The organism is Acetobacter tropicalis (genome assembly GCF_001580915.1).
GTDB lineage: Bacteria > Pseudomonadota > Alphaproteobacteria > Acetobacterales > Acetobacteraceae > Acetobacter > Acetobacter tropicalis.
Genome location: NZ_LHZQ01000068.1, coordinates 1 through 1,437 on the forward strand (window position 1 = coordinate 1; position 1,437 = coordinate 1,437).

At 47.0% G+C, this 1,437-nt stretch carries 1 protein-coding gene; it reads right to left on the bottom strand.

Annotated elements, in window-relative coordinates; all coding sequences use genetic code 11:
* Window positions 1-94: 94 nt before the first annotated feature.
* Complete coding sequence (locus tag AD944_RS00450; RefSeq protein ID WP_236709283.1) at window positions 95-1,180, bottom strand: PepSY-associated TM helix domain-containing protein; 1,086 nt, start codon at window positions 1,178-1,180, stop codon at window positions 95-97.
* Window positions 1,181-1,437 lie beyond the last annotated feature (257 nt).

The window sequence follows — 1,437 nt, forward strand, 5'->3', positions numbered from 1 at the left end:
GCTTACCTATGCCAGCCCCAAATATTTTTTATAGGGTTCGTAAAATTTCTTTCTAAATAACAAGTTTACCAACCTATCATTACAAATTACCCCATCAGGCCGGTTTGTGCTTTGGCTTCTTTGCCTCTTTTTTATTCCCAGCAGTCCAGAACGTCCATATGGCGAACACTCCCAGAAGAACCAACCCGACACCAGAAAGGGTCATGACTATTCTGTAAAAAAGGCCACCAATCTTAGCCGCATGCACAGGAAAAACATCATTGAATAGCCGTGCCTGCAGAGACATGATCCTGGCGTCTCGGGCCTCTATCAAATGCCCCGTATCGGCGGCAAACCACAGCATGGTACGCCCATTGGGCAACCATTCATCAGGTTGACGCATCCGCAACGTAATCAGGCCACTCTCTTTCCGTGGAAGGGCTAGACTTCTAAACTCTGCTTCAGGAAATTGCTGCTGTGCCGTTTCCATCATAGAAACCCAGTTCAGATCTCTACCCATTTTGACATGGGGATACACTGGCGGCTTCAGGCTATGGGTAAGTGCGGCCGAGGTTCCTGGTCCAAACGCAATTCCGCCAAGAGGGCGGAAGACCATGAGAACACCAGTCATAAAAGAAAGAAGCAATAAAGTGGCGATTATTATGCCCAGATCACGATGATGCCGAATGATAGCAGGGCGACTGAAACGCTTTGGCCAGAGACGAAATTCAAATGTTTTCCGGGTGCGCCACCACAGGACGCTACCTGTTATCACCATAAGAATACCTATAAGCCCGGCCACACCTACATACGTTTCGCCTTGCGGACGCATGAAAAGGTAACGATGCAAGGTCACCAGCCATAACTCAGAACGAGACCAGTCACTTGTCCAAGAAACCAGAACATGACCAGTCTGATCGGCATATTCCCCTCTCCCATCAGCATGGGCCAGCCGATTTACACCCAGAGAAGGGGAAGCAAAAACGATCATTTGTGGAGACTTGCCTTCAGCATTCATAACATGGGTAACAAAAGTCCCAATGTGCTGAGCATTTCGTTCCACTACGTCATATTTGTGGGGGACGCTGGTCCATGCATCCTTATGAACCAACACTGCTCCAGAAAGCCCTAAAACAACGAGAACTATCCCCATCAGCGCTCCGACCCAGCGATGAATAAGAGTAATTATCCGCATAAGCATATGAACGCCTTGATCATATTTTTTGCCCTAAGCCACCATTTCAAGAAGGCTAACAAAATAGCAATAATTTTATGGAATAACTGAATTTGTGTATTTTTTTAGCGGCAAGGTAGGGCTTGATGACCCCGCAAACTTCTACGTGGGATGGGGTAAAGGTTGGTCACCCCTTATTTTCTTCCCCTGAGTTTACACTTATTTTTTCATATATCGGGGAGTTTAGACAACAAAAAACCCGCCTCAACGGGCGGGTTTTAATG

Excerpts from the sequence above, each read along its gene's own strand:
- AD944_RS00450 (WP_236709283.1), bottom strand. The coding sequence starts at position 1,180 with ATGCTTATGCGGATAATTACTCTTATTCATCGCTGGGTCGGAGCGCTG.